Below are 26,264 nucleotides of genomic sequence, written 5' to 3'. Positions count from 1 at the left end.
GAGATATCTCGAAACGCTTTTTTCCACCGCGCCTTTAAACTTCCATCCGTTGTTATAAACCAATGTTTCATCAGCGCTCCCCCATGGAATCTCGCCACGCTCTCAAAACAGGTTTCAGCATAAACTGCATCACCGTTCGTTTACCGGTGACGATATCCACCTGCGCCGTCATACCCGGTATTACCTGCAACCGATCCGCTACGCTTTCATTTTCCAGACTGCGTACGCGCACCTGATAGAAGGTGTTTCCCTCTTCATCTGTAATCGTGTCGGCACTAATGTGCTCAAGCTCGGCCTGCAGGCCGCCATAAATGGCATAGTCGTAAGCAGTGAGCTTGATCGTGGCGGGCTGGCCAGGATGAAGAAAAGCAATATCCTGAGGGGCAATCCTTGCTTCCACCAAGAGCTGATCATCGCTGGGAACAATTTCCACGACTTCTTGCCCAGGTTGGGCCACCCCACCAATCGTATTGATATGAATGCGCTGAACAATACCGTCTACCGGTGAGCGGATTTCTGTTAGCCGCACTCGATCTTGCAGCCCCGTACCGGACTGCTGAAGCGCGTTGAGATCACCCAGCGCTTGGGCTAAGTCGTTACGCCACTCGCTGCGTCGCTCTGCGCCTAATTCGCGGAGCTGGGTTTCGGCTTCTTCCACCGCCGCCTGTAAACGAGAGACAGCGGCATCTGATTGATTACGCTCCCCCGTTGCCCTAGATACCTCACGCTGCAGTCGCAGTACTTCAACCTCAGATACCGCCCCGGATGCCAGCAACGGGCGCGTTAAATTCAACTCTTGGCTTGCCATACTCGCCTCACGCCCGGCGGTATCACGACGCGCCTCCGCTTCGCGCAACTCCTGCACGCGCTGACGAATCCTGTCTTGCAGTACATTCTCTTGTTCACGCAGCTCTTCACGACGGCTTTCGTAAACTTCTCGCTCCTGCATGACGATGCTAGGCACTTCTTGACGGAGTTCCTCTGAAGGCTCAAAAGCGGTGCCGGTGGCTAACGCTCGCAAACGCTCAGCACGCGCTTCTAGGGCAAAACCTTGGGCGCGGTTTTCACGAAAATCAGACACAAAACGCGTCGGGTCGATTTGCATCAGCACATCGCCTGCGCTGACCACCTGACCTTCCCGTATCATGATTTGGTTGACCACCCCACCATCAAACGACTGGATTCGCTGAAGCTGGCTCGCAGGAATGACGCGCCCAGCCCCTCGGGTGACTTCATCAATGGCGGCAAAGTATGCCCACACCAGTAGCGCAATGATGGTGAGCAGTATGGTATAGAGAAACAAACGCGCTCGAATGGGCTCTTGTTGCATCCGCGCCCAGTCAGTGTCGCTGGCCCAGTCACGGTTCAGGTGAGCGGATGTGACCCGCTTGGCAAACAGTCGATCCATAAAGGGGCGAAACGGCTTTTGGCCCTTTTCTGAAAAACGACCAATCGCTTCAAAGCCTTTTTGTTCGGACGTGGAGGAGGATTTACGCGCCATTATGATGCCCTCCCGATTTGCCCTTTGCGTAGTGCTTCCACCACGGTATCGCGCGGACCGTCCGCCACTACTTTACCTGCATCCATCACAATAATGCGGTCCACCAGAGAGAGTAGTGAGGTGCGGTGCGTCACCACCAGGATCGTTTTCCCAGCCGCCACGTTTTTCAGGTTAGCTTTAAACGCCTCCTCACTCGCGTTATCCATGGAGCTGGTAGGCTCGTCCAACAGCAGGATGGGCGGATCTTGTACTAGCGCCCGCGCAATGGCGACCGACTGTTTTTGCCCACCTGACAGTGCCTGCCCCCGCTCTCCTACTTGAAGGTCCACACCATGTGGATGGCTATTAACGAGTGACTCTAAACCGGCAAGTTCAATAGCTCTCAGTAACGCCTCATCGTCAACGCGCTCACTACCACCCCCAGCCACGATGTTGTCACGTAACGAGCCAGAAAACAGGCTCACATCTTGAGGGACATAGCCGATATGCCTTCGCAGTTGGAGGGGGTCAAGCTGGCGAATATCGACGTTGTCGACCAGTACCGCGCCTGACGTAGGTTGATAGAAACCCAGCACAAGTTTATTGAGTGACGACTTACCGCAGCCAATACGCCCCAGCAGCGCCACTTTCTCGCCTGCTTTTACCGTGATGGAGACATCTTTTAAGGCGTCGCGCTCTTCGTTGGGATAGCGTAGCGTCACTTTTTCCAGCCGAATATTGCCCGCAAAACTGGGCTTTTCCACATAGGCTTTGCCTTCGTGGCGTTCCACTTTTTTGTCCATGACCGCATTCAAGGAGTCCAGTGCGGTAGAAGATTGGTGGTACTGAGCCAGCAGCGCAGCGGCTTGACTGATGGGAGCCATTGCCCTGGAAGAGAGCATGTAAGCGGCAATCAGACCGCCCTGGGTGAGATTGCCTTCGATGATTTGGTAGACGCCCACAATAATGACGCAGACAGCCACGCTGTGCTGGGCCCATTGCGCTACGTTAGAGACCGAGGTGCTCACCATCTTTAGCTGGGCACCCGTCTTGGATAAAAACGCAGAGGCTTTTTCCCAATGGCGCTGAATGCGGCTCTCCGCCCGCAGTGCTTTTACATTCTCCAATTGGGAGATGGATTCAACCAGCAGCGAGTTGCGCTGTGCGCCGACCTCCCAGGTGGTTTGTGAGAGTTCGTGGAGCTTCCCCTGAGCGGCCAAGGCGTATAAGAGAACAATAACAATCCCGACCAAGACCGGCAGCACTAACCACGGGTTTATCAGCGCGATAATGGCCGCAAACATCAGCACAAACGGCAGATCCACAATGCCTAAAATGGTCGCAGAGCCGATAAAAGCACGCACCGACTCAAACGATTGCAGCGTCGAGGTGAACGATCCCGTCGAAGCGGGTCGCTCCTCTAAACGCAACCCAAGTGACTTTGCCATAATCGCGGAAGAGAGTTTGACATCTGCCCGGCTGGCGGCAAGATCTACAAAGCTGCTGCGCATCAGTCGCAGAGCTAAGTCAAAACAGAGAACGATAAAAATGCCTATCGCCAATACCCACAGCGTTTCTGTTGCTTGGTTGGGCACCACGCGGTCGTAAACGTTAAGTACAAACAGAGGCATTGCAATGGCGAACAGGTTAATCGCCACGGAGCCTAATACGATATCGCGGTATAACCGTCGATTCTCTCGAATAACGCCCCAAAACCAGTGCTGATCACGGCGTTTTTTGACACCAGGCTCGGAAGCGTTATCGGCTAAAAATTTAGGGCGGACATAAATGGCTTCACCGCTGTAACCGGTATAAAGCTCATCTAGAGATATTTCCACATCGGATTCAGAGAGCTCAGGAAAAATAACCCTGGCTTTTTTTTGTTTGACATCTAGCCCGAGCAGCACACAAGCGCGCCCTGGCTCTAATAATAAAATGGCAGGAAAGAGCGCAGGGTTAAGTCCAGACAATCTACTTTTGACAATGCGTGCCGATAAACCAGCACGTGAGGCTGCCCGGCCAAACACGGAAGGAGTCAGTCGTCCCTGCTCTAACGGCAAACCCGCCCGAAGAGCTTCTGAAGAAACATCATGCTGATGAAAGGAGGCGATGGCTTTCAGACACTCCAGTAGCTCATCCCCTGTTTCTTGCTCGGAAGTACTAGTCTCATCCGAAAGCGAGTGAACAGCATCTGTATTATGCAGGTTTGCCTGTGTCACAAAGACCTCATTGCCCAAATACACATTAAGCGGCTCATCTCCGCGCTCTGTAGAGTGCACAAGCCCGCCGTTATCAAAACGGCAGGCTCCGAGCGATACTCATTACCTAACAGTATCATGACGCTAGCCATTCGTTACGAAAGCATCCCCATACCCCATTCCTTGGAGTGTTTGCTGCAGTGCCTGCGCATCCGTTAACGATGCCACGGGGCCCAACTGCACACGGTAGTTTCCAGCAGCGGCATACACGCGTGACTGACTTGTCAGCTGTTCGCTTAATTGGGCACTTAACAGCTCCGCACGCTCTACCGCTCCAAGCGACGCCACCTGAATATAGAGGCTGCCTTCTACGGCTGCAGGAGCGACCGTTTCACTCGCAAAGGCTGTTTCATTTACCGGCATGGTGATCGGCTGTTCACTCGCTGCGTAAGCACTCGATGGCGTATCCGTAGCGAAAGGTGCAGAGGAGATACCCCGCGTAAAGTCTTCCAAGGTGAAGCCACGAGGACCGTCGGTGGCACATGCCATTTCTGGATCTTGTGCCATATCCCCATAGCCAAGTTCTGATAGGCTTGGGATATCCTCACGTACGACTTCAAGCGTCTGCATTAACTGGCCCATAGCCGCCAGTGTGCGTGCCTGCGCCAGCGTCAAATCAAACTCGGCATTGGCATAAGCACGGCTTGCTTCAAAGTACTCGTTTTCACTGTCCAAGACGTCAAGTAGCGTTCGCTGGCCAATATCAAACTGCTGCTGGTAGGCACCACGCACACGGTCTATGGATTGACGGTGATCGTTTAGATAGCGCAGCTGTTCATTAATACGTTGGGTGTCGTTGTAGGCAATTTGGGTCGTTTGACGCACGTTGGTACAGGCCACTTCTCGTTGATTCACTGCCTGTTCAATACGTGTTGAGGCAGCGTCAAACGCTGCACTATCGGAACCACCTCGGTACAGGTTCATGCTGGCCACTAGCTGAATGCTGTGCTCATCGCTTCGACCGGCAATGGAGTCATCTTGGTTATTAGTGCCAGTACGCCCTTGAATATCGAGCCGAGGCATAAAAGCAGCACGGGCTGCGCTTTGCTCTGCACGCTGAACGGCAATATTCTCAATAGCGGCATGAAAATCAGGATTGCCTTCAAAGGCTAAACGAACGGCCTCACTAACATCATTAGGTAATTCACCTGCCAATGTCGGCGCGGGGGACATATTTTGCGGCGGCAGTTCGCCAACAATACGCTGATAACGAGCCGTTACATCGTGCAGGTTCGATGCTTCGGTCATCAGGTTGGACTCAGCCAGCGCCAAACGGCCGCTGATTTGTTCTAAGTCAACGCCGCGCCCAGCACCAGAGAGCGCACGCTCTTCGATTTGAGTGAAGACACGCTGGTGCTCGCGGTAGTTATCTTGTGCCAAGCGCACCATTTCGCGAAAGCGCAGCACATCTAGGTAGGTTTCGAACGCTTCGAGTGCCACGGTCTCACTGGCACCCAGCAGTTCAAAATAAGCGATCAAACGAGTGCGATCTAGACGCTCTACTTCGCTACGCGTTGCAAAGCCATCAAACACCATTTGAGTCAGGGTGAGTTCAGCAAAGTCACTGCTGTAGCTACCACGGCCATCATTTTGCTGATCTTGGCGCCCAACAGCCGCGGTGACATCGATAGAAGGTAGATAATTGCCCTGAGCGACCCGTACGTCGCTACCCGCTGCGCTAAAATTTGCCCACGCCGCGTTCACCTGAGGGTTCGTGACGATGGTTTGTTGAATGGTGCTTGTCAGGTCGGTGCTTCCCGGCGCGTACAAGGTAGGAGGCAACTGCTGAGCCAGCGCTGAAAGCGGTAAGCAGACGAGGGTTGTCAGCGTCAGTGGTCGAAAAGCGCGCTGTAAAAAGAGAGGGTTGCGTTTCGTTGTAACGTTGTCTTTCATGGCCATAGTTCCCTAATGAACGTTTTCGCTACTGGTGAGCAAGTCGCCTTTCCTTTGCAACAACGCACAAACGCATTGTTACCCCCTGGGCTGCTTACCCGTTGAGCACTGCCGACACAGCATCATGCTTCACAAGATCATTGGTGGTTTTGTCTTAATTAAAACACCTTAGATGAATGATATTAGCTTAAGTTAATCGCATGAGTGACAGAGACAAGCTATAAAAACAAAAGTCACAAAAATTTACAATAAGACTTCAAAAAAACACACTAGTCCGACGCTGCCGATTTCCCACCAAGCAACTGCTGTATCACCAACCCACACAGAATAAGCACCAGCCCCACCAACGTAGAGGGCAACATCGGCTCCCCAACGACCAGATAAAGGAGCAAAAGAGAGACCGGTGGAGAGAGAAAAATCAGGTTCGATACCTTGGCGGTACGCGACACTTTCTGGACAGCCATTTGCCACAAAATGAAAGCAACTCCCATTTCAAACAGGCCCACATACACCCCCGCCCCCAATGCTGGCCATCCATGCCATTGAAAACCAGGACCAAATAGCAGCAAAGCCGTTAACACAGGTAGGCCCACGCTAAAATTCTGCCATTGCCCCACCAAGGGCTGCCGCTTATCCCGCGCATTAAGCAGCCAGTACAGCGCCCATAACAGGGTGGATGCGAGGGCAAATAAAACGCCCAAGGGATCTTCAAAAGCGACATTAAAAACATGGCCGCGTGTCGCAATGACCCACACGCCGCTATAAGCCACCAGGCCCGCCGTGATATCTAAGCGTGTTAGACGATGCCCCAGCAAAGGCACTGCCAGGAACGCCATGGCAAGCGCCCAGGTGTAGTTCAGTGCCATAGCCTCTTGGCCTGGCAAACGGTCATACGCTGCAAATAGCACCAGATAGTAAGCGACGGGATTCATCAGGCCAGCCCACAGCGCCGTTCGCCAGCCTTGGCGAAGTGCTAACGTCATATTGCCCTGCTTGAACACTAGCGCGCCCATCAACAGCCATGACACCAGCGCTGCCATCCACATTAGCTCCAGCGGGCTCATCCAAGCCAAGGCCACCTTGAAGGCCGTAGCCACTGTCGACCACAGGGCTACTGCCCCAAGACCGTAAAGTAAGGCCTGCTGGTCTTGAGTCATCGGTCGATATGCCCTAGATCGCGGGCAGGATCAATCTGGTCACGTACCTTCTGTTTAAGCACTTTGATATCGGGGAAGCCGCCATCACGTTTACGCTCCCACAGCAGGTTTTCCCCACACCAGATCTCAAAGGTCCCTCCATGAGAGGGAGATAACGCCACTTCTGTCAGTTGCTCACCAAAGGTGGAGAGAAGCTCCTGCGCGTACCACGCGCTGCGCAACAGCCACTGACACTGGGTACAGTAGCGAATATGAATGCGTGCCATTTCGAGTCCTTATCCATGATTTCCTTTGCACACGACCGCTTTCAGTTCGGCTTACTTGCAGCATTGTGTGGCATCCTAAGCAAGCATTCTGTCATCTTATATTAGCAACCGCCAAGGAACTGAGCATGTCTCAACCAGACGTTTCACAGACGCAGCTGTACGAGTGGCTAACAGGCGACGACGATAGCCGGATGTGCGACGACATCCCTGACGAGGCCTGCCAAGAGCAACCGCGTAACTTCTTTCTCCACTTGTTTGCATCACTGGGTAATAAACTGGCAGATGAGCTCTCTAGCGCTCGCCTCGTACTACCCTGGCTATTAGGCATCATTGGGGCTCCGGTATGGATGGTTGGGCTCTTAGTCCCTATCCGTGAATCAGGCGCCCTCCTTCCTCAGCTATTCGTCGCTGGCTTTATTCGCTTGAAACCTCAGCGCAAATGGGTATGGGTAGCGGGAGCCACACTACAAGCCATCGCCGCTGCTGCGTTAGCGGCATTAGCACTTGCCGGCAGTGGAGCATGGGGTGGCACACTGGTACTGTCAGCGCTGGTTCTGCTCTCGTTGGCCAGAGGATTATCTTCCATCGCCACCAAGGACGTGCTTGGAAAAACCATTGCTAAGCGCCGCCGAGGCACCCTGATGGGCTGGAGCGGCAGCGTAGCAGGCGCAGCCACGCTGGTCGCCGGTGGCGTATTAGTAGGGTTCGGCGATAGCCCCGGTCATGTAGCGCTGGCGATACTCCTTCTTATAGCTGCCGTAGGCTGGCTACTGAATGCCTTCTGCGCCGCCCGAATTAGAGAAGTACCCGGCGCCGTCGAGGGCGGTGAAAACGCTTGGGACAGCATCAAACTTGGGCTATCACTGATGCATGAAGACCGCACATTCTTGCACTTCAACATTGCCAGAGCCCTGCTGCTCTCAAGCGCTCTAGCCTTACCTTACTTAGCCCTACTGGGCCAGCAGCAAAGCGGTACGGAGTTAGGCGGGCTAGGCCTTTTGGTAGTGGTCTCAGGTCTCGCCGCTATGGTGGCAAGCCCCGTCTGGGGGAAACGAGCAGATCAATCCAGCAGGCGTGTCATGCGCGATGCGGCTATAGGTACCGCTATTTGCTGCTTACTTGGTGCGTTATTGGCGTGGTGGCCGGGTAGCTGGACACAAAGCGTGCTGCCCTACGCTGTTGTTTATTCGCTGTTGGTCATCGTGCATCATGGCGTTCGATTAGGACGTAAAACCTACTTGGTAGATATTGCTAGCCAAGATAATCGCGCATTATACGTTGCCCTCTCTAACACCTTTACCGGGGTGCTCATGCTGGTAGTCGGCGGCATAATTGGCGCATTGGCACAGTGGCTGGGCAGCGCTATGCTGCTGGTGGTTTTAGCACTGACTGCGGTAGGTGCCATGCTAAGCGCACAGCGATTACCAGAGGCAGAATAGTATTGCGCATTGCAAAGCTCAGCAACGCTCGCCATGATGGACAGCAAATCGCGGTGACTAGCTTTTTTTTGCTATTCTACCTTTGTTTGGTGGTGTAAAAGACTGCATCGTCCTGCACTAAGAGAGCCCCGCGCCGACGTACAGCGCCATGGCGAAGAAAGACGAGAAGCAACAGGAACCCATTGATGAAACGATCTCCTTTAATAAGCCCGGAGTTACTCGAACGAATTATTGACGCTTCTGAAGATGGCATCGTCGTTGCAGAGCAGGAAGGTGACGAAAACATCCTGATTTACGTCAACAAAGGGTTTGAACGTTTAACGGGCTACAGTGCGGATGAAATTCTGTATCGCGACTGCCGTTTTTTGCAAAATGAAGACCGTGATCAAGATGCATTAGCATCCATTCGTGAAGCTCTACAGGATGGCCGCCCGTCTCGCGAGGTACTGCGTAACTATCGTAAAGACGGCACAATGTTTTGGAACGAGCTATCCATTACGCCAGTGTACGATGAGGCCGATAAACTCATGTATTACATTGGGGTACAAAAAGATGTGACGGAGCGCGTTGAGGCGCAGCTCGCGCTCGCAGAGCTAAAGAAACAGCAGGAGCTTGCGCAATAACGCGAGAGCCTATACGTCATTCATAACTATGTCCTTCATAACTATGAAAAAGTCTCTCGCTACCGCATCGATTGGCTAAACGCTCAGCGCTAGCGGCAAAAAGACGCCTTGCGAAGTACACGCCCATGCGAGCACGTGCTTTTATACAGCTATTTTACAAAAAAGCTTGAACTTCAAACTCAGTGGCGCTATATAGCGCCTAGGCGCTTAATGAGCGTTAGGCGCTTCTCGCTCTGTCGAAACCCTGTGTTGAGGTGGAGCAAGGAGCCGTTGTGATGCCGGTGCGCCGGCTTGGGTTGGAGGGCATTCCATGAGCCGTGACCCCTTAAATCGTGAAACCTACACCAACGACGGGCTTGATGCTGACGAGTTTGATAACTTGGATGCGGTCAACGACGATCACTACGGTAAAAGCAAACCCAGTAAAGCGGATACGCTTCGCGCTCGCCGTCAGGTGGAAGCGTGGCTTGAAGAACGCCGCTTACAGCGTGCTATTGAAGACGATTGGGATGAAGAAGAGTAACGCCTTGCCAACCTACTAAGCGTTTTCCAAGGTGGATAGAACCCGAGGGGCACCCAAACGAGTGCCCCTTTCCGTTTTGACCTCACACTGCATGACTTGCTCCGCTGCATTGCTGGCCTTTAGACGCGCTGGGCACTATCATCTGTGCACCAAGCCAGCATAATGCTGGTCTCGCTTTTACCACAACCTAACGGATTTCCATGGCGCAATACGTATTCACCATGAATCGGGTTGGCAAAGTAGTGCCTCCCAAAAAGCAAATTCTCAAGGATATCTCGCTCTCGTTCTTCCCTGGTGCCAAGATCGGCGTCTTGGGCTTGAACGGTGCCGGTAAGTCCACGCTGCTGCGCATTATGGCCGGTGTCGATAAAGAGTTTGAAGGTGAAGCTCGTCCGATGCCCGGTATCAATGTGGGCTACCTGCCCCAAGAGCCGCAGCTAGACGACGAGAAAAACGTTCGGGATACCGTTGAAGAAGCTCTGGGTGCTATTAAAGAGGCGCAACAGAAGCTTGACGCGGTGTATGTCGCTTACGCAGAACCCGATGCTGATTTCGACGCTCTCGCCAGCGAGCAAGCGCGACTTGAAAACATCATTGAAGCCGCTGATGCCCATAACATTGAGCGCAAGCTGGAAGTAGCTGCCGAGGCGCTGCGTCTGCCACCGTGGGATGCCAAAGTCGGCAACCTGTCTGGTGGTGAGCGTCGTCGTGTGGCGCTATGCCGCCTGTTACTCTCAAGCCCCGATATGCTGCTTCTAGACGAGCCCACCAACCACTTGGATGCGGAATCCGTTGCATGGCTTGAGCGCTTTTTGCACGACTACAACGGCACCGTTGTGGCTATTACCCACGACCGCTATTTCCTCGATAACGTAGCGGGCTGGATACTTGAGCTCGATCGCGGTCAAGGTATTCCCTTTGAAGGCAACTACTCACAGTGGTTGGAGCAAAAAGAGCAGCGCCTGAACCAGGAAGCGAAGCAAGAAGCGACCCGTCAGAAAGCCATCAAGCAAGAGCTTGAGTGGGTGCGCAGCAATGCCAAAGGCCGCCAAGCAAAAAGCAAAGCGCGTCTTAATCGCTTTGAAGAAATGCAGTCTGGTGACTTCCAGAAACGTAACGAGACCAACGAAATCTACATTCCGCCTGGCCCGCGCCTTGGCGATAAAGTGATCGAGTTCCACAACGTTGCTAAGCGCTTTGACGATAAACTGCTTTACCAGGACCTCTCCTTCACTATTCCACAAGGGGCGATTGTGGGTATTGTGGGCGGTAACGGTGCCGGTAAATCAACGCTATTTAAGCTAGTAACAGGCAAAGAGCAGCCGGATGCTGGTGAAGTAGTGATTGGCGATACCGTCGACATCGCCCATGTTGAACAGTTGCGGGATGCGTTAGACGATAAACAAACTGTTTGGGAAGCTGTTTCCAACGGCCAAGACATTCTGAACATCAACGGTTACGAGGTCTCTTCGCGCGCTTACGTTGGTCGCTTCAACTTCAAAGGTAACGACCAGCAAAAGCGCCTGGATGAGCTTTCCGGTGGTGAGCGTGGTCGCCTGCAGCTTGCACAAACCCTGAAACAGGGCGCTAACGTGCTACTGCTGGACGAACCTTCCAACGACCTGGATATCGAAACCCTGCGTGCCTTGGAAGAAGCCCTGCTCGCCTTCCCCGGCTGTGCCATGGTGATCTCGCACGACCGCTGGTTCCTGGATCGTATTGCGACCCATATTCTGGCGTTTGAAGGCGATTCAGAAGTGGTATTCTTCGACGGCAACTACACCGAATACGAAGAAGATCACAAGAAACGCGTTGGCAACGACACACCGAAGCGCATGAAGTACAAGCGCATCGACGCCTAATGTTGTAAGCCTTGCACAACGCAAAAGCCCTGCTGACATTGTTCGTCGCAGGGCTTTTTTTATGGCGCTAACTGTCGAGACAGTTTAGCCAGCGGGCCAGGTAAACTCACGCCCACCCATGAGATGCATATGGATATGGTAGACGGTCTGCCCACCCATTTCGTTGCAATTCATCACTACCCGATAGCCGTCTTCCGCAAACCCCTGCTGCTTGGCAAGCTGTGCGGCGGTGTGCTGCAAGCGGCCCACGAGGGCTAAGTCATCAGAAGCAATATCGTTAAGCGTCGAGATATGCTTTTTAGGGATAATGAGCTGATGCGTCGGCGCTTGGGGGCTAATGTCATTAAACGCCAGTACGTGCTCATCTTCAAACACGATATCAGCGGGAATCTCGCGGTTAATAATTTTGCAGAACAGGCACTCCATCGCAGCCTCCTTAGGTTTGGCGCGTTTATTATCGGTAAAAGGCAGCCCCGCTTACCCCGTTAGCGAAAACGGCGCTGCGATAGCAAATGGCGAACCAGCGGCGCCAAAATAAGCTCCATCGCCAGCGACATACGCGCCCCTGGCACTACCAAGGTGTGCGGGCGAGTCATAAAAGAGTCTTTGATCATCGCTAGCAACCAAGGAAAATCCACCGTCGATGGGTCGCGGAAACGGATGACCACAAACGACTCCGCATCGGTTGGGATATCCTGCACTTCGAAGGGGTTGGACGTATCGACCGTAGGCACACGCTGAAAATTGATATGGGTACGAGAGAACTGCGGCTGAATATAGCGCACGTAGTCATCCATACGGCCAAGGATGGTATCGATCACCGCTTCTTGAGAGTAGCCGCGAAGCTTGGTATCGCGGTCAATTTTTTGAATCCACTCCAGGTTCATGGTGGGTGCCACCCCTACCAGTAGATCGACATGGCGGGCAATATCGTACTCTTGAGTCACTAACCCACCGTGCAATCCTTCGTAGAAGAGCAGGTCGGTACCGCAAGGTAAAGATTGCCACTCGGTGAACGTACCTACCCGATACCCAGCCTCGATTTTCTGCTTATCTTCCGCGTGAATATAGTGCCGGAAGGTGCCGGTGCCGTGCTCGCCATACTCGATAAACAGCCCTTCCAGGCGATCAAGCAAATTGGCTTCAACCGCAAAATGAGACAGCTCATCTTTACGTTCCGGCTCTTCACGAAACATGCGCTTTAAATCATCGCGGGTATAGCGATGAAACGCATCGCCATCCACCATCGCCGCATGCACATCTTCACGTAGAAACATGCGCTCGAAGCTACGGCGTACAGTAGTGGTACCCGCACCCGACGAACCCGTTACTGCAATGATGGGATATTCTCGGGACATTACCCCTCCCTTGCATCAGCAAGCGTTTGTTTCACTGCATCGGGAATGGCCACCGGGCGGCCCACCGCCAGATCTAACAGTAATTTGTTGATCCGTGCGGTGGCGACCACATCGCCCGTTTTGGCCTTAGTCACGCGCTGATATACTGTCAAGGCTTTGCCTTCTGGGTCGGGCACCGCTGTTTCAATCACCAGCGCATCAGGAAAACGAGCCTCCTGCTGATACTGAACCGCCAAATCCACAACAACGCTGGGATAGCCGCTCATATCCCACTCTGGCAGGCCAAGGGCGGCAAATGCGTGCGACCTAGCTTCATGAAGCAGTGAGACCAGCGCGTCGTGGCCCAAGTGGCGGCCATAGTTCATATCAGTCACCCGCACTGTTAGCGGATGACGATGGATAACCGCTGCAGTAGGGAAGTCCAACGAAACACGCTCCATTGCTCTACTCCTTGCCGGGTGACGATGTGACCGTAAAAGTGGGGCGTTACTGCTCGCGCGCGATAGCACGAAACGCGATATCCCGACGGAACTCAACGCCGTCCCAGTGAACCGCTTTCACTCCTTGATACGCTTGCTGCTGGGCAGCCGAAACGGTATCGCCCAACGCCGTGACACACAGCACTCGCCCACCAGCGGTGGTGATTTCACCCGCCGCGTTTTGCGCCGTACCCGCATGAAATACTTTGCACTGTGTCTGTTCAGCATCGCGCAAGCCGTGAATCACGTCGCCTTTGCGGTAGCTACCGGGGTAACCGCCCGCTGCCAGCACGACGCCTACCGCCGCTCGGCTATCCCACTCACACTGTTTGCCGGCCAATTCTCCCTTGGCCCCTGCCAAACACAGCGCTGCTAAATCAGACGTCAGACGCATCATGATCGGCTGAGTTTCTGGGTCGCCAAAGCGGCAGTTGTACTCAATCACTTTGGGACTGCCTTCCGGATCAATCATTAATCCGGCATATAGGAAGCCGGTATAGTCATTGCCCTCTTGTGCCATACCACGCACGGTAGGCAAGATCACCTGCTCCATGATCCGAGCATCAACTTCTGGTGTGACCACGGGAGCCGGGGAGTAAGCCCCCATACCGCCCGTATTCGGACCGGTGTCGCCATCGTAGGCGCGTTTATGATCTTGACTGGTCGCCATGGGAACAACGTTTTCGCCATCCACCATGACAATAAAGCTGGCTTCTTCGCCTTCAAGAAACTCTTCGATAACGACTCGTGCGCCTGCGTCGCCAAAAGCGTTAGCTTCAAGCATATCGCGAATCGCCGCTTCGGCTTCCACTTCGCTCATGGCAACAATCACGCCCTTACCTGCCGCTAAGCCATCCGCTTTGATCACAATGGGCGCGCCCATATCCGCTAAATACGCCAAAGCTGGCTCTACAGCCGTGAACGTTTGATAATCGGCCGTAGGAATGTGATGGCGGGCAAGAAAATCTTTTGTGAACGATTTCGAACCTTCTAGCTGTGCCGCACGCTGGCTAGGACCAAAGATGGTCAGGCCAGCCGCCTGGAATTGATCAACGACGCCTTCCACCAGCGGGGCTTCAGGGCCAACCACGGTCAACGCGATGCTCTCTTGCTGGGCAAAAGCCACCAATGCATCCAGGTCAGTCGCGTTGATCGCTACGTTGGTCAGCTTAGGCTCTGTCGCCGTGCCTGCGTTACCAGGTGCAACAAAGACCTGCTCTACGTCATTAGATTGTGCCAGCTTCCAAGCAAGAGCGTGTTCGCGGCCACCGCCACCGATCATCAAAACTTTCATGGGTATCCTTCTTAAACGGGAGAGCGTCGATGGGCGGCATTATGCCACAACACACTTCACAAGGTGGCGTTAGGAACCTTTATCCGTTTTGTCATCATCATCTGTTTGGGTGGGCTGGTTGAGCGCATTTTGCCAAAAGCGCATATTCTCCTCAGCCAGCTCACGCATAAACTCCATGGGCGAGTGGCGCATCGCCTGCTGCCACTGAGACTGCATCCGCTTTTGCTGCTCTAACATAAGCTGCGTTCCTTGCTCTAAGTAGCGCGCCAGCGGTAGTGGCGAAGACATATCATATACGCGGATCAACTGCGCCAACAGGTCGTTAGAGAACACTTCAGCTTCACTATCCGCCTGCTCCTGTTCGATAATAATCGACAGCAAAATGGTACGCGTCAGATCTTCGCCACTTTTGGCATCTTCAACGCGAAAGGGCTCTTCTTCAATAATCAAACACCGCAAATCCTCAAGAGTGACATAGCGACTCTGTTGAGTGTCGTACAACCTGCGGTTGGCATACTTACGAATTACGCGCACAGCGCATCTCCTTAAACGCGATAGAGGCTTTTGTCGCCGTTGCTGCTATTGTGCCTGCAACACGCGCCCATGCAAGCCAGCTTAGCGGATTAGTGACGTTAAGCACGCCTTTCCTATGACCAATAGACGACGATTATGAATTTGATATTGCTAGATCAGAGCGAGGTCGACGGTCACCACGCTCGTATTACCGATGCGCGACGCCTGACCCATCTGCATGAAGTGCACCGCGCCAATGAGGGCGACCGCCTAACAGTGGGCATTCAGGGCGGTGCCATGGGGAAAGCCACGCTGGTAGAACTCAGCCATACCCAAGCGCTCTTTGCCTTGGAAGATCTTAATGAGCCTCCGCCGCCCGCCCTTCCCGTTCACCTTGTGCTGGCCCTACCCCGTCCACGCATGCTGGCACGAACGCTGGAACACGTGGCAGCGCTAGGCGTGAAAGAGATCACCCTACTGCATACCAAACGGGTAGAAAAAAGCTACTGGCAGTCGCCAGAACTGCGGCCTGAAAAGATCCACCAGCACCTGGTGCTGGGGTTAGAACAAGCGCGTGATACACAGCTACCTTACGTCGCACTGTGTAAAGGATTTAGGCCGTTTATGGAGGAACAGCTACCCGCATTACTGGCCGAGCGGCGAGGTTTAGTAGCACACCCCGGTATGGAAAATGCCTGCCCACGCGGCATTGATCAGCCAACGCTACTACTCGTTGGCCCTGAGGGCGGGTTTATACCGTGGGAAGTGGAACAATTAATCACCGCAGGCTGCGAAGGCATGCACCTAGGTCCTCGCATCCTACGCGTAGAAACAGCCGTGACAGCGCTGCTATCACGGCTGTTCTAAGGCACGTCTATCTCAAACGTTTATGACTGGTCGTCTTCTGGGTCGTGGGGCACATAAGCAGCATTTTCCCCACACCCAGGTTCCTGCAAGAAGGTATTGCGCACATCTAACAGGCCCAGGTGGCTGATGGTACGCCGCCCTAACAGCAGCGGGTAAATCATCTCTTCTCGATCACGAAGGCTAAACTGCTCTTCGTAAACGGTGTCCCCCATGCACACATCCATCAGCACCACAGGGCGCTCGTCACGCCCACCTGCACCACGCACGGTTTGTTCGCGATAGAGAGGACGCTCAATTTGGTCGCTAAACGTCTCACCACTTTCTTGGTCTTCTAGCTTCAGACGAAAGCGCACCCACTCTTCACCGTCCTTTTCAAACATCTCAATATCGCGAGCGTCTAGTGATGACGTCAGCGCACCACTATCCAATTTAGCTTTGACTGCAATGCCCCACGGCTCTATGTAAGCATTTTCGACCCAGCCAAAGACGTTATCTTCAGCCTGAGCGGTCGCACTGACCAGCAAGGAACCGGCCAGTACACTGGCCCCTAATACCCCTAGAAACGTTTTTCCCATTGCAACTCATCCTTGGTGAGGAATTGACGACATGATTGGAGAGGTTGGCGCAGCGATGAAAGCGTGCGCTAGCGAAGCCGCTCTAACAGCGACTGGGTAGCGAAACCATCCGGCACTAGCCCTTGATCGCGCTGGAAAGCACGCAGGCCTGTTTGCGTGTTAGGCCCCATAATGCCGTCAGCGGTACCTACTGAATAACCGGCATCATTCAAACGCTGCTGAAGCGTTCTGACATCATCACGGGTCAAAGGTGCCTCATCTCTGGGCCATGATTGCGAAATGCCCTCACGTCCGGCGATGGCATCCGCTAGGGTGGCCACGGCTAACGCATAGCTGGTGGCATTGTTGTAACGCAAGATAGCGCGGAAGTTGGGGCCAACAATAAACGCGGGGCCGTTGGCACCTGCGGGCACAATCACCGCAGCGCTATCAAAAGAGGGTAGCTCGCCTCGCACGGCTCGCACACCTTGAGCGGCCCACTCAGCACTGCTCTTACGATCGGTTTGGGAATAATCAAAAGCAGCCGGTAAGACCACTTCCGCTCCCCATGGCTGGCCAGCCTGCCAACCGGCGCGTGCCAAATAGTTAGCAGTAGAGGCCATCACATCCGGGATACTACCCCAAATATCGCGACGCCCATCGCCATCGCCATCTACCGCATAGGCTTCAAAGCTGCTGGGAATGAACTGAGTATGCCCCATGGCTCCTGCCCAGGAACCCTTCATCTGTTCGGCGGCAATATCGCCTTGGTCGATAATACGTAACGCAGCCAACAGCTCGCCACGAGCGAAATCCCGCCGACGACCATCGTAAGCAAGCGTGGCGAGAGACTCTAACGTCGAGAAGTCACCAAAGTTACTGCCGTAATTACTTTCAACACCCCAGATGGCAACGATAATTTCTGCTGGCACGCCGTAGCGCTGCTGCATTTGCTGGGCCGTCTCACGGTGCTGAGCATACTTCTCCTGACCATTAGCGATGCGCGTGCTCGACACAGCACTGTCCAAGTACTGCCAAATAGCACGCACGAACTCAGGCTGATAACGATCCAACTCAATGACCCGGTCACGATAACGTAGGCCATCAAAAGCGGTCGCTAGCGTCGCTTCACTAATTCCCTGGTTAGCTGCATAGCGACGAAACTCGCTAACCCACTGGTTGAAACTAGCATAGCGCACCTCCTCAGCCGCTCGAGCATCCACCTCAGTCATTAGTTGTGGGCTAGCATGCGCCACAGTGCCATGAAGGGAAGCTAGAGTAGCAACAATATAAAGCGGTACTAAGGCACTACGGCGGGTACTCAATGAACCTTTACATTTCAATAACATGGAGTTCAACGGCATAGTAATCTTCTCTCGGCAATCCTTGGCGTGACCCTGATGATGGCTCAGAAAAGAGGGAGATACCAGCCCTAGGCAGCCAAGCGCCACAAAACGGCCAGATGGAAGATAACGACCATGACGGTAAGCGTACAACGCAACCATAAATACCAAGAGGGAAAGCCTTCGCGCCCCTCACGGCTGACATCGTACCCACCCATGAGTAAGAAGCCTGCTAGTAGCACCCATAACCCCGTTATTGGGCTGAACAGTAATGCAGGCCATGCAATCAGACTAGGCACCATCGCTAGGATCAGCCGCCGGGCGTTATTCGCACGAGGCACTTGAAGCGCACTCCCCCAATGGACGCCCCCTAAAAAAGACAATATGACAGCGCTGTAGTAAGTGAAACCGTAAATCGCGCTGACCTGCCAAACGGTAGGCGCCAGCCACACGGCAATGCTGCCCCCCAAAAAGGGCAGCAACCCCGCAAGGCCTAAGCCCCATGCTAAACGGCGGTCACTGACAGTTGAGATCATTCCTACTCATCCGTTTCTTCAAACTCTGTTGCGGCAATCAACCAACGCTGCCATTCGTTAGGCAGCACGCAGGGCGGCTCAAATTGGGAGGGGGCAACACGCCAAGGCTGATGACGCTCCAAACCAAAGGGCAAAGACTCCAGAGCAGGCAGCCAATAGGCGACGTAAAGCCCTTTTGGGTCATAATGACCGGCTTGCTTAAGCACGTTAAAATACCGATCTTGCCTAGGATCACGACCGACCCCCGCAATATAGCGCCAGTTACCCCAGTTGCTAGCCACATCATAATCAATCAAGCAGTGTTCAAACCACCAAGCGCCCAAGCGCCAATCCACCTGCAAGTCTTTTACCAAAAAACTGGCTACGTTCTGACGCGCACGATTTGATATCCAGCCGGTCCGTTTAAGCTCCAGCATGGCAGCATCAATAAACGGCACGCCCGTTTCGGCGTTGCGCCAAGTGTTAAATGCGTCATTCACAGGTGGAAGCTGTTCACGGCCAAACAGCGCCGCGCCTTCCAACTGAGCTGCCCGATGGAAGTAGTCGCGCCACAGCAACTCGAAAATAATCCAGTAGCTAGATTCACAGCTTCCATTAACGGCTTCCCACGCTTTTACCTCTTTATGCACTTGGCGCGCCGATAAGCACCCCCGTGCTAACCAAGGGGAAAAACGGGTTGAGAAGTTAGCGCCTAACAAGCCGTTGCGAGTTTTCTTGTAAGACTCCGCACCGTTTTGCCGCCATAAATAGTGTTGCAACCGGTCGTTAGCGGCAGACTCTCCACCTACAAAGACAAATCCTTGGCGCTTATCTGGCTGCCAGGCGGCGCTCGTCTCACACACCGCTTTCAGCGGTGGAAACCCACGCGGAGCCCCTTCTGGCCAACCCGGCAGAGTCACTGGCGCGGGTTGAGGCTTTGGTATGTCACACTGCTTTTCAACGCTTCGACGAAACGCCGAAAAACTTGCAGGCAGCTCTTCTCTATCAAAAGGTAGTGTCGCAGCATCCAGCAAATAGCCGCTATCAGCACGGTATAGCTGGCAGCTATCGGGCAGGTTTGCGGCTACGCGAGCAATATTATTGGCCTCTTCGCATCCTGAATGCTCCGATACGCGCACTTCTTGGGCGCGAAGCTTCGTCGCTATCTCGACGACCACCTCAGCGGGGTCGCCAATACGCACCAATAGATCACTTCCGCGCTGTAATAGCTCGCCACGAAGCTCCATGAGGCTTTGCCATAAAAAGCGCAGCCGAGCTGGCCCTAATCTGGGCGTGCTGTCACCGGGAACGGTTGCCTTCAACCAACGCTGGTCTAGTACATAGAGGCAAAGCAACTGGTCGGGGGATTGATCGAAATGCAATAAGGGGTTGTCGGCTACCCGAAGATTGTCCTGCAGCCAGACAATATTAGTCGTGCTGTTCATGCTCTTGCCTCCTCGGCGTGCTGTGCTGCCTGGCCTCGCGACGGCAACGTTCGCTGCAGAAGCGCACCTCGTCCCAGCAGCGCGCCCATTTTTTCCGCCAAGTAAATGGGCGCTGGCATTGAACGCAGTCTTTTTGCGGTAAATCTTGTTTACGTCTCATCTATCCATCTCGCTACGGGCTAATCACGCCACGTCACGCCGTAATACATGGACATAATATCTTATACAGTACAATTATTGTATATAAATTGACACCGCTATTTTGCAGTAGCGCGCATTTGCCATGCGCTGCTTTTAGATATAAAAAAAGCCACCGATCAGGGTGGCTTAAGCACAAAACGTGTCTTACTAATGTTAGTCGGGATCGGTATTGCGAGGCTGACGCTTAGCGTTTTCGTGAGTCTCCATACCGCTTTTAAGCTCATGGGTAAGCGGATCGTAGTTGGGGCGTAGCTCATCCTTCACCGTGCCGCTCCAAAGCCGCGACCCCACAAAGTATCCGGCTCTCCCTATCACATGGGCCGCAATGGGCGCAGTAATCAAGATAAAGACAATAATAGCAAAGGAGCGTGCCACGACCCCCACTTCGGCAAAGTGCATCGCCGATGCCAACATAATAAGGATGACGCCCAGCGCCGCTGCTTTGGTGGTCGCATGCATGCGCGTCAGCAGGTCAGGCAGTCGCAATAATCCTATGGATGCCAGTAGCATAAAACTGGCTCCCGTTAAGATCAGCGTTCCTTTAATAAACTCAATCATCCCGAGGGCCCCCACGTTCCAAAAAGCGTGCAAAGCCGATGGCGGCCAAGAAGCCCATCAGCGCAATCACGATGGCGGCATCCAAAAAGCTGGAGACACCTGACTGAATGGCATAAACGCCCACCAAGCCCACCACGGTCGTTGAAAACAGCTCCAGAGCGACGACGCGGTCAGGTAAGCTGGGGCCGCGCACTACGCGAACAAACGTCAGCACCAACGCTAACCCCATAATGACCTGACTGATTAAAATCACGGTATCCATTAACGAAATAGCTCCAGTGCCCGGTGTTCCATCTCTTTTAAATTACGGCGCAGCTCTTCTTCGTCGTCCAGAAACATCGCGTGTATATACAACACCTTACGGTCATCTGAAACATCAAGACTGAGCGTTCCCGGTGTTAATGAGATCAAATTTGCCACCATAGTGATTTCCATTTCAGTGCGCGCAGAGAGCGGCAGTGCAATGACCCCAGGCTGCATATGCCAAGGTGGTGTCAAAATATCAAAGGCGACGCGCAAGTTGGCCTGCACCAGCTCTTTCATAAAGAAACCGAGAAAACCAATAATACGCGGCACGCGAGCAGGGTAGCCTTTTAGCGACTCCACCTGGGGCTCGATCAGTAGCAACGCAATATAGCCAAAAATCATCCCCACCAGCAGGTTCAAGCCTGTGAAGTCACCGCTGAGAAGGACCCATGCTAGTCCTAACAATAGGTTCCAAATTGCACCGGTCATGGGGTTTCCTCCAGGCCATTATCAACTCGCTCTGCTTGTATCTCGATGGGATCAAGCAGAGCAGACTCTGCACTGGCCGAGGCACCTAGCACCGCCTCAATGTAGCCTGATGGCGTCATTAGCTGGTCACCAATTTGGTTCATGACCAGCATGATGGGCTCTGCAAACACGCCAATTAACAACGACATCATGGCAAGCACTACAACCGGCAAATACATCATCCACAGGCTTGGTTTCAATAATCGCCCGTCATCCCCTGCCGGTGTGTACGCTTGTGGCACTTGGTTCTCTTCGGGCAGTGCTTTCCAGAACACTTCATTCCAGATCTTCACCATGGAGTAGAGCGTCATCAAGCCAACCGCCAACGCAATACCGGTGGCGACATACGCTTCCGCCTCTAAACCTGCGCGCACCAGCACAAACTTGGCGAAGAACCCCGACAGCGGCGGAATACCCGCCAACGAGAAGGCACTAATAAAGAACGCTACCGCCAGCCAGGGGCGCTCACGATATAGCCCACCCATCTTTTTCAGCTGATAAGTGCCTTGCAAGCGGTGAGTAATCCCGCTGATTAAAAACAGATTCGTCTTCACAATGATGTTGTGCATGATGGCAAACACGCCGCCAGCAATGGCCAGCGGGGTGTAGAGCGCCAGCCCCAGGATCATGTAACCAATCTGACTAACGATGTGGAACGAGAGTATGCGGCGAAATTCATATTGAGCGGCGGCACCCAGCACCCCGGTGACCATCGTGAAGACAGCACCCCACAGCATGATGTCTTGAAGATAGCCCATTGTCTGATCGAAGATCAGCGTAAACACCCGGAACAGGGAGTACACGCCCACCTTGGTCAATAGCCCTGCAAACAGCGCAGACACCGCTACCGGCGGTGTATGGTAAGAAGCAGGCAGCCAGAAGAACAGCGGAAACGCGGCGGCCTTGATACCAAACGCCACCATGAACATCACCGCGAGCACTTCCACCATGCCGCTATGCTCGGCTTCATCCATACGCAATGCGATATCGGCCATGTTGAGCGAGCCGACCGTGCCATATAACAACCCTATCGCGGTTAAAAAAATCACCGATGCCAGCAGATTGAGCGTCACGTACTTGATCGCCCCTTCCATCTGGGCGCGTTCACCGCCCAAAATCAGCAGCGCAAACGAGGCCACCAGCATCACCTCAAACCATACATAGAGGTTGAAAATATCACCGGTTAAAAAGGCCCCCGCGACACCTGCTAACAGCAAGTGCATAAGCGGATAGTAACCAAACTTCTCGTGCCCACGACCGGTGGTCGCGAGGGAGTAAATCCCCATGGCAAGACCGATAATCCCAGTTAATAGAATCATCACAGCGCTGAGCATATCGGCCACTAAGGTGATGCCGAAGGGAGCCGGCCAACTGCCCATCTGCATGGTGATGTAACCATCCGCCAACACGGCAATAAACAGCCACAGGCTGACAACAAAAAGCGCTACATTGCCAGCAACGGCAACAAATCGCTGCATGGGCCGTGAGCGCCAGAACATCAGCGAAATAGCCCCAGAAAGCAGCGGCAACAGAACGGGAAGTGCGACTTCAGGCCTCACGTGTCGGTATCCTTCATCTTGTCCAAATCATCTGCCTTAACAATTTCGTAAGCCCGGCGAATCAATACCACTGCAAACGCCAGCACGCCAAATGCAATGACGATGGCGGTTAACACCACTGCTTGTGGCAGCGGGTCAGCCACATCGCCCAACGGCTGCATCATCCCTTCAGGGATCAGCGGCGGCGCGCCACGAGTCATACCTGCAGTGGTGAAAATCAGCAGGTTGGCGCCATTGGATAGCAGCAGTAAGCCAATCACCAATTTGACGATAGAGCGGCGTAGCATCATAAAAATCGCGGTGGCATATAACAGGCCAATCGCCAGTGCCATTAACGGTTCCATGGGCGTCCTCCTGCTAATATTGGGTTAGGTAGCTTACGGCTCATCCTTATCCACCTCCATTAACGCCATGACCATGCCCATCACCGAGCCCAACACTGCCAAGTACACTCCAATATCAAAAATTAACGGCGTAGATGCTTTGAAGTCGATAACAGGAATCGTCCACCATTGAGCGGTCAGAAAAGGCTGCCCCATAAACCATGCAGGCACGACTGAGATCATCCCAAACAACAGGCCGGCACCGATCAGATCCCGAGGGTCAACCATGCGCAGCACTTCTTTGGTCGCGCTGACACCAAAGGCAAACAGATACAGCGTGAATGCACCGGCGGCTACCAACCCGGCAATAAAGCCACCGCCCGGCTCATCATGACCACGCAACAATAGGAAAACCGAGAACATCAGTTGCAGCGGCATCAGAAAACGTGCCGCCGTATTAAGAATAATCGTGCCTGATTTAACCATCGTAGGGCTCCTTCACGCTGGCTTTTTCGCCATCTACCGCTTTGCCTTCCGTTTCGCCGTGACGCAGCTTTAGCATCGCAATCACACCAATGGCGGCAAGTGCCAAGACAAACATCTCGCCCAGCGTATCGAGCGCACGATAATCCACCAAAATGACGTTGACGATATTGCGGCCATGGGCAAGCGGCGCGCTGTTTTCCACCATGTAAGTGGAGATCGTCTCAAATTGGTCAATACTCCAGGCCGTCATGATCAGCAGGAAGATCAATACACCCATGGTGGCTGCTACAGATCCGTCGCGGATGCGCTCAAGGTTGGTAGAAAGATTTGAAAAACGCGGCAACCTGAAGAGCACTAGAACCAGCAGAATGACGGTCATGGTCTCTACCAACAGTTGGGTAATCCCCAAGTCTGGAGCGCTGAATAAAATAAAGATCAATGCAATGGAGAAGCCCATGATACCTACCGACACCACGGCACCTAAGCGCGAGCGGGAAATGGTGGCAAAGAGAGCCCCCATGGCCATGGTGGCCACCACAATGACCTCATGGAAGCGCACATCCAAGGTAAGGGCCAACTGAGGTGAGTGGCGCAGTAGAATGGAGTTACCAATCAGCGCGATGAGCACCACAAGCATAACGAGGATGTAATTGCGCATATAACCATTTTGCAGCAAGCGCGTTTGCCACTCAGAGAAGCGCACAATGCCATTCATCAAACCTTCATAACCCGCTTCAGGGCCATATCGCATCACCGGGGCCAACCGGGCTAGCTGGCCTCGCACGCTGTCCCAGCGTTTAAATAGCAAAAAGCCAAGTATCAAACTTACCACCGACATAATCAGCGCCACATTCACGCCGTACCATAGCGACAGCGATACAGGCAGCGCGCCTCCTGACACAGCAGTGGCTGCGGAGGTGAGCATTGCATCTGCACCCAGCATGGCTGGCGCTAAGCCAAGCGCTAACGAACCAAAGGCCAACAAACCTGGGCCAATCAACATGCTCAGCGGTGCTTCATGAGGTGTTTTAGGTGTTTCATGTCGTGCACCGTAGAACGGTCGTAATGCAATGACCGCTGCCACAGCAATCGTCAAGATCGCTGCTAGGAAAGCAAATAGGACCAACAGCAACTGAACTCGCTCAGCGCCTAATGCTGCTTCAAGCATTAACTCTTTGCCGATAAAACCAAAGAGCGGTGGCATCCCAGACAACGAAAGCGCCGCGATAAAAGCAATCACCGCCGTCACGGGCATAACACTGCGTAGCCCCCCCATGGCGGTAACATCTTTCGTGCCGGTTTCATGATCGAGAATACCCGCCACCATAAATAGCGCCCCTTTATACATAGAGTGGGCGAGCAAAAAGGTGACGAAGGCGGTCATCGCATAGTCAGAACCAATACCCAACAACATGGTGAGCGTACCCAACGCCATAATGGTCGAATACGCGAGAAGCTTTTTAATGTTGGTGTGATGAATCGCTAAGAAAGCACCGGTTAGCATGGTGGTCGCCCCCACCACAGAGAGCACCGTTACCCACATACCGGTTCCACCCAGTTCCGGCTGTAGACGCGCCAGCAGGTATATACCAGCTTTCACCATGGTGGCGGAGTGCAGGTAGGCCGACACAGGCGTCGGTGCCGCCATCGCGTTAGGCAACCAAAAGTGGAAAGGAAATTGCGCAGACTTGGTAAAAGCACCCAGTAACAAACAGATCAGCAAAGGGGTATAAAGCGCATGCTGACGCAGATCGTCGTCTGATTGCAAAATCTCATAAAGCGACCAGCTACCGCTGGCCACGCCCAACAGTACTAAACCGGCCATCAACGCTAGTCCACCGGCCACCGTCACAAATAGCCCCTGACGGGCAGATTTACGGGCCTCGATATCCGTGTGGTTAAAGCCAATCAGCAGATAGGAGGTGATACTAGTCAGCTCCCAAAAGATGAACAGCGTGAGCAGGCCATCAGCCAGCACTAGCCCCAACATCGATGCCATAAAGGCGACTAACGCCAAATGAAAACGGGCAATATCGTGGTGGCCTTTTAAGTAACCGCCTGCGTAAATCAGCACGCAGGTACCGATCACCGTGATCAGCAACCCGAACAGCAGGGAAAGACCGTCTAACAGAAAAGTAAGGCTAATACCTAATGAAGGCACCCACTCCCACTCTAGTAATTGAGGTCCCTCGCTAAACACCAACGGTGCCTGGCTGAGCAGCCAGCCCGCGATTAACGCCGGAAACAGCGCAAGCAGCAGGCTTGTTCGCTCCCCAAACCAGCGGTTGAGCAGCGGCGACGACGCTGCCAACACAAAGCCCATTAACACGGCAAATTGCATCCGGCGTTTTCTCCCTAGTGAATGCTTAATCATCCAGATAAGCAGCCTATGCCGATGCACAAGCCGCTTAAACGTTGAATAAATGTGATTTTAAATGCACAAACCTTATACCAGCCTTTCTCAAATTTCTAGGAAAGTTGGTCTCAATAAAAA

The 26,264-nt window shown here is 53.5% G+C and carries 27 protein-coding genes; 5 read left to right on the top strand and 22 right to left on the bottom strand.

Annotated features, from left to right (window positions below):
* Positions 1-70 precede the first annotated feature (70 nt).
* The 5 genes from IEW65_RS10415 to IEW65_RS10395 all read right to left on the bottom strand — a co-directional run bounded on the left by IEW65_RS10415 (position 71) and on the right by IEW65_RS10395 (position 7,054).
* Positions 71-1,501, bottom strand: coding sequence for an HlyD family type I secretion periplasmic adaptor subunit (locus IEW65_RS10415; RefSeq protein WP_188639396.1), 1,431 nt, complete (start codon positions 1,499-1,501; stop codon positions 71-73).
* Entirely contained in the window at positions 1,501-3,699 is a 2,199-nt protein-coding gene (locus tag IEW65_RS10410; RefSeq protein ID WP_229755530.1) for a type I secretion system permease/ATPase, read from the bottom strand. The genes IEW65_RS10415 and IEW65_RS10410 overlap by 1 nt, the downstream gene beginning before the upstream one ends.
* A 123-nt stretch (positions 3,700-3,822) precedes the next feature.
* The gene (locus IEW65_RS10405; RefSeq protein ID WP_188639395.1) at positions 3,823-5,631 is read right to left on the bottom strand and encodes a TolC family outer membrane protein; all 1,809 of its coding nucleotides are present in this window, start codon (positions 5,629-5,631) and stop codon (positions 3,823-3,825) included.
* A gap of 269 nt (positions 5,632-5,900) precedes the next feature.
* Positions 5,901-6,788: a DMT family transporter gene (locus IEW65_RS10400; RefSeq protein WP_188639394.1), complete on the bottom strand. Its 888-nt coding sequence runs from the start codon at positions 6,786-6,788 to the stop codon at positions 5,901-5,903.
* On the bottom strand, positions 6,785-7,054 hold the full coding sequence (locus IEW65_RS10395) for an Rdx family protein (RefSeq protein WP_188639393.1): 270 nt from the start codon (positions 7,052-7,054) through the stop codon (positions 6,785-6,787). Before IEW65_RS10395 ends, IEW65_RS10400 begins: the two co-directional genes overlap by 4 nt.
* A gap of 125 nt (positions 7,055-7,179) precedes the next feature.
* Here IEW65_RS10395 and IEW65_RS10390 point away from each other — a divergent pair, with 125 nt between their 5' ends.
* The 4 genes from IEW65_RS10390 to ettA all read left to right on the top strand — a co-directional run bounded on the left by IEW65_RS10390 (position 7,180) and on the right by ettA (position 11,501).
* Positions 7,180-8,493 (top strand): MFS transporter, encoded by a 1,314-nt coding sequence (locus IEW65_RS10390; protein ID WP_188639392.1) that lies wholly within the window; start codon positions 7,180-7,182, stop codon positions 8,491-8,493.
* A gap of 185 nt (positions 8,494-8,678) precedes the next feature.
* Positions 8,679-9,116 carry a PAS domain S-box protein gene (locus IEW65_RS10385; RefSeq protein ID WP_188639391.1) on the top strand — a complete coding sequence of 146 codons (438 nt, stop codon included), beginning with the start codon at positions 8,679-8,681 and terminating at the stop codon, positions 9,114-9,116.
* Positions 9,117-9,426: 310 nt separating this feature from the next.
* The gene (locus IEW65_RS10380; RefSeq protein ID WP_044628513.1) at positions 9,427-9,639 is read left to right on the top strand and encodes a PA3496 family putative envelope integrity protein; all 213 of its coding nucleotides are present in this window, start codon (positions 9,427-9,429) and stop codon (positions 9,637-9,639) included.
* Between the two features lie 200 nt (positions 9,640-9,839).
* Positions 9,840-11,501, top strand: a complete 1,662-nt coding sequence (gene ettA, locus IEW65_RS10375; protein WP_188639390.1) for an energy-dependent translational throttle protein EttA — start codon at positions 9,840-9,842, stop codon at positions 11,499-11,501.
* Positions 11,502-11,585: 84 nt separating this feature from the next.
* Here ettA and IEW65_RS10370 read toward each other — a convergent pair whose 3' ends face one another.
* The 5 genes from IEW65_RS10370 to phaR form a co-directional block, all read right to left on the bottom strand.
* Complete coding sequence (locus tag IEW65_RS10370; protein ID WP_188639389.1) at positions 11,586-11,927, bottom strand: histidine triad nucleotide-binding protein; 342 nt, start codon at positions 11,925-11,927, stop codon at positions 11,586-11,588.
* 59 nt (positions 11,928-11,986) lie between these two features.
* Positions 11,987-12,859, bottom strand: a complete 873-nt coding sequence (locus tag IEW65_RS10365) for a phosphoribulokinase (protein ID WP_188639388.1) — start codon at positions 12,857-12,859, stop codon at positions 11,987-11,989.
* A complete protein-coding gene (locus IEW65_RS10360; RefSeq protein WP_188639387.1) occupies positions 12,859-13,299 on the bottom strand; it encodes an acyl-CoA thioesterase in 441 nt (146 codons plus the stop codon). The genes IEW65_RS10365 and IEW65_RS10360 overlap by 1 nt, the downstream gene beginning before the upstream one ends.
* Before the next feature lie 46 nt (positions 13,300-13,345).
* The gene (purD, locus tag IEW65_RS10355) at positions 13,346-14,632 is read right to left on the bottom strand and encodes a phosphoribosylamine--glycine ligase (protein ID WP_188639386.1); all 1,287 of its coding nucleotides are present in this window, start codon (positions 14,630-14,632) and stop codon (positions 13,346-13,348) included.
* A gap of 69 nt (positions 14,633-14,701) precedes the next feature.
* Positions 14,702-15,166 (bottom strand): polyhydroxyalkanoate synthesis repressor PhaR, encoded by a 465-nt coding sequence (phaR, locus tag IEW65_RS10350; RefSeq protein WP_188639385.1) that lies wholly within the window; start codon positions 15,164-15,166, stop codon positions 14,702-14,704.
* A gap of 135 nt (positions 15,167-15,301) precedes the next feature.
* On the opposite strand from phaR, the gene IEW65_RS10345 reads away from it, so the two are divergent.
* Positions 15,302-16,012 (top strand): 16S rRNA (uracil(1498)-N(3))-methyltransferase, encoded by a 711-nt coding sequence (locus IEW65_RS10345; protein WP_188639384.1) that lies wholly within the window; start codon positions 15,302-15,304, stop codon positions 16,010-16,012.
* Positions 16,013-16,032: 20 nt separating this feature from the next.
* On the opposite strand, the gene rloA3 is transcribed toward IEW65_RS10345, so the two are convergent.
* From rloA3 to IEW65_RS10285, 12 genes are all read right to left on the bottom strand, one after another.
* Positions 16,033-16,587, bottom strand: a complete 555-nt coding sequence (rloA3, locus tag IEW65_RS10340; protein WP_188639383.1) for a retropepsin-like aspartic peptidase RloA3 — start codon at positions 16,585-16,587, stop codon at positions 16,033-16,035.
* A gap of 68 nt (positions 16,588-16,655) precedes the next feature.
* Positions 16,656-17,915 carry a lytic murein transglycosylase gene (locus tag IEW65_RS10335; protein ID WP_188639469.1) on the bottom strand — a complete coding sequence of 420 codons (1,260 nt, stop codon included), beginning with the start codon at positions 17,913-17,915 and terminating at the stop codon, positions 16,656-16,658.
* An 83-nt stretch (positions 17,916-17,998) separates the two neighbouring features.
* On the bottom strand, positions 17,999-18,445 hold the full coding sequence (locus tag IEW65_RS10330; RefSeq protein WP_188639382.1) for a DUF3429 domain-containing protein: 447 nt from the start codon (positions 18,443-18,445) through the stop codon (positions 17,999-18,001).
* 2 nt (positions 18,446-18,447) lie between these two features.
* Positions 18,448-19,869 carry a DASH family cryptochrome gene (locus IEW65_RS10325; protein WP_188639381.1) on the bottom strand — a complete coding sequence of 474 codons (1,422 nt, stop codon included), beginning with the start codon at positions 19,867-19,869 and terminating at the stop codon, positions 18,448-18,450.
* The gene (locus tag IEW65_RS10320; RefSeq protein ID WP_188639380.1) at positions 19,853-20,029 is read right to left on the bottom strand and encodes a DUF2256 domain-containing protein; all 177 of its coding nucleotides are present in this window, start codon (positions 20,027-20,029) and stop codon (positions 19,853-19,855) included. Before IEW65_RS10320 ends, IEW65_RS10325 begins: the two co-directional genes overlap by 17 nt.
* A gap of 194 nt (positions 20,030-20,223) precedes the next feature.
* The gene (mnhG, locus tag IEW65_RS10315) at positions 20,224-20,628 is read right to left on the bottom strand and encodes a monovalent cation/H(+) antiporter subunit G (protein ID WP_188639379.1); all 405 of its coding nucleotides are present in this window, start codon (positions 20,626-20,628) and stop codon (positions 20,224-20,226) included.
* Positions 20,621-20,890: an MrpF/PhaF family protein gene (locus IEW65_RS10310; RefSeq protein ID WP_188639378.1), complete on the bottom strand. Its 270-nt coding sequence runs from the start codon at positions 20,888-20,890 to the stop codon at positions 20,621-20,623. The genes mnhG and IEW65_RS10310 overlap by 8 nt, the downstream gene beginning before the upstream one ends.
* Positions 20,890-21,363 (bottom strand): Na+/H+ antiporter subunit E, encoded by a 474-nt coding sequence (locus IEW65_RS10305; RefSeq protein ID WP_188639377.1) that lies wholly within the window; start codon positions 21,361-21,363, stop codon positions 20,890-20,892. Before IEW65_RS10305 ends, IEW65_RS10310 begins: the two co-directional genes overlap by 1 nt.
* Positions 21,360-22,961 (bottom strand): Na+/H+ antiporter subunit D, encoded by a 1,602-nt coding sequence (locus IEW65_RS10300; protein WP_188639376.1) that lies wholly within the window; start codon positions 22,959-22,961, stop codon positions 21,360-21,362. The genes IEW65_RS10305 and IEW65_RS10300 overlap by 4 nt, the downstream gene beginning before the upstream one ends.
* Complete coding sequence (locus tag IEW65_RS10295; RefSeq protein WP_188639375.1) at positions 22,958-23,305, bottom strand: Na+/H+ antiporter subunit C; 348 nt, start codon at positions 23,303-23,305, stop codon at positions 22,958-22,960. Before IEW65_RS10295 ends, IEW65_RS10300 begins: the two co-directional genes overlap by 4 nt.
* Before the next feature lie 33 nt (positions 23,306-23,338).
* Positions 23,339-23,770: a Na+/H+ antiporter subunit B gene (locus IEW65_RS10290; RefSeq protein ID WP_188639374.1), complete on the bottom strand. Its 432-nt coding sequence runs from the start codon at positions 23,768-23,770 to the stop codon at positions 23,339-23,341.
* Entirely contained in the window at positions 23,763-26,111 is a 2,349-nt protein-coding gene (locus IEW65_RS10285; RefSeq protein ID WP_188639373.1) for a putative monovalent cation/H+ antiporter subunit A, read from the bottom strand. The genes IEW65_RS10290 and IEW65_RS10285 overlap by 8 nt, the downstream gene beginning before the upstream one ends.
* Positions 26,112-26,264: the final 153 nt, after the last annotated feature.

Source organism: Vreelandella lutescens (assembly GCF_014640815.1).
In the GTDB taxonomy this organism is placed as follows: Bacteria; Pseudomonadota; Gammaproteobacteria; order Pseudomonadales; family Halomonadaceae; genus Vreelandella; species Vreelandella lutescens.
Note: the sequence above shows the minus strand (reverse complement) of the source record. Positions and strands in the feature narration are given on the sequence as shown.

Bases quoted from the DNA above. Each gene is read 5' to 3' on its own strand.
- IEW65_RS10415 (WP_188639396.1), bottom strand. From the start codon at position 1,501: ATGGCGCGTAAATCCTCCTCCACGTCCGAACAAAAAGGCTTTGAAGCG.
- IEW65_RS10405 (WP_188639395.1), bottom strand. From the start codon at position 5,631: ATGAAAGACAACGTTACAACGAAACGCAACCCTCTCTTTTTACAGCGC.
- IEW65_RS10400 (WP_188639394.1), bottom strand. From the start codon at position 6,788: ATGACTCAAGACCAGCAGGCCTTACTTTACGGTCTTGGGGCAGTAGCC.
- IEW65_RS10395 (WP_188639393.1), bottom strand. From the start codon at position 7,054: ATGGCACGCATTCATATTCGCTACTGTACCCAGTGTCAGTGGCTGTTG.
- IEW65_RS10390 (WP_188639392.1), top strand. From the start codon at position 7,180: ATGTCTCAACCAGACGTTTCACAGACGCAGCTGTACGAGTGGCTAACA.
- IEW65_RS10385 (WP_188639391.1), top strand. From the start codon at position 8,679: ATGAAACGATCTCCTTTAATAAGCCCGGAGTTACTCGAACGAATTATT.
- IEW65_RS10380 (WP_044628513.1), top strand. From the start codon at position 9,427: ATGAGCCGTGACCCCTTAAATCGTGAAACCTACACCAACGACGGGCTT.
- ettA (WP_188639390.1), top strand. From the start codon at position 9,840: ATGGCGCAATACGTATTCACCATGAATCGGGTTGGCAAAGTAGTGCCT.
- IEW65_RS10370 (WP_188639389.1), bottom strand. From the start codon at position 11,927: ATGGAGTGCCTGTTCTGCAAAATTATTAACCGCGAGATTCCCGCTGAT.
- IEW65_RS10365 (WP_188639388.1), bottom strand. From the start codon at position 12,859: ATGTCCCGAGAATATCCCATCATTGCAGTAACGGGTTCGTCGGGTGCG.
- IEW65_RS10360 (WP_188639387.1), bottom strand. From the start codon at position 13,299: ATGGAGCGTGTTTCGTTGGACTTCCCTACTGCAGCGGTTATCCATCGT.
- purD (WP_188639386.1), bottom strand. From the start codon at position 14,632: ATGAAAGTTTTGATGATCGGTGGCGGTGGCCGCGAACACGCTCTTGCT.
- IEW65_RS10345 (WP_188639384.1), top strand. From the start codon at position 15,302: ATGAATTTGATATTGCTAGATCAGAGCGAGGTCGACGGTCACCACGCT.
- rloA3 (WP_188639383.1), bottom strand. From the start codon at position 16,587: ATGGGAAAAACGTTTCTAGGGGTATTAGGGGCCAGTGTACTGGCCGGT.
- IEW65_RS10335 (WP_188639469.1), bottom strand. From the start codon at position 17,915: ATGTTATTGAAATGTAAAGGTTCATTGAGTACCCGCCGTAGTGCCTTA.
- IEW65_RS10330 (WP_188639382.1), bottom strand. From the start codon at position 18,445: ATGATCTCAACTGTCAGTGACCGCCGTTTAGCATGGGGCTTAGGCCTT.
- IEW65_RS10325 (WP_188639381.1), bottom strand. From the start codon at position 19,869: ATGAACAGCACGACTAATATTGTCTGGCTGCAGGACAATCTTCGGGTA.
- IEW65_RS10320 (WP_188639380.1), bottom strand. From the start codon at position 20,029: ATGAGACGTAAACAAGATTTACCGCAAAAAGACTGCGTTCAATGCCAG.
- mnhG (WP_188639379.1), bottom strand. From the start codon at position 20,628: ATGATTGAGTTTATTAAAGGAACGCTGATCTTAACGGGAGCCAGTTTT.
- IEW65_RS10310 (WP_188639378.1), bottom strand. From the start codon at position 20,890: ATGGATACCGTGATTTTAATCAGTCAGGTCATTATGGGGTTAGCGTTG.
- IEW65_RS10305 (WP_188639377.1), bottom strand. From the start codon at position 21,363: ATGACCGGTGCAATTTGGAACCTATTGTTAGGACTAGCATGGGTCCTT.
- IEW65_RS10295 (WP_188639375.1), bottom strand. From the start codon at position 23,305: ATGGAACCGTTAATGGCACTGGCGATTGGCCTGTTATATGCCACCGCG.
- IEW65_RS10290 (WP_188639374.1), bottom strand. From the start codon at position 23,770: ATGGTTAAATCAGGCACGATTATTCTTAATACGGCGGCACGTTTTCTG.
- IEW65_RS10285 (WP_188639373.1), bottom strand. From the start codon at position 26,111: ATGCAATTTGCCGTGTTAATGGGCTTTGTGTTGGCAGCGTCGTCGCCG.